General features: G+C 55.3%; 1 pseudogene. It reads right to left on the bottom strand.

Annotation, left to right across the window (positions count from 1 at the left end):
* Nucleotides 1–237: pseudogene (locus ADK28_RS32855) on the bottom strand (tail assembly protein); the annotation flags it as partial.

Here is a 237-nt window from a genome sequence, read left to right as displayed (position 1 = left end):
CTTGCCGCATGCGCAGCCCGCCCATTTGCGGGGAGAGCATTTGGAGAATGCCGCCGAGGGCAAGGGAAGCGCCAACTAATGAAGCTCCTCCAGTTAAACCACCAGCAGTAAAAGCTCCCATGGCACCAGCAGCGGTTCCGGCAGAATAAAGCATAGCTGCACCTACTAAAGCAATGCCCAGTACAGTTTGGAATAGACCTGCACGCTTGCTCCCAATCACGACGGGAACAAGGTGAA

This window comes from Serratia sp. 506_PEND (assembly GCF_001076875.1).
GTDB classification, from domain to species: Bacteria; Pseudomonadota; Gammaproteobacteria; order Enterobacterales; family Enterobacteriaceae; genus Serratia; species Serratia marcescens.
Note: the sequence above shows the minus strand (reverse complement) of the source record. Positions and strands in the feature narration are given on the sequence as shown.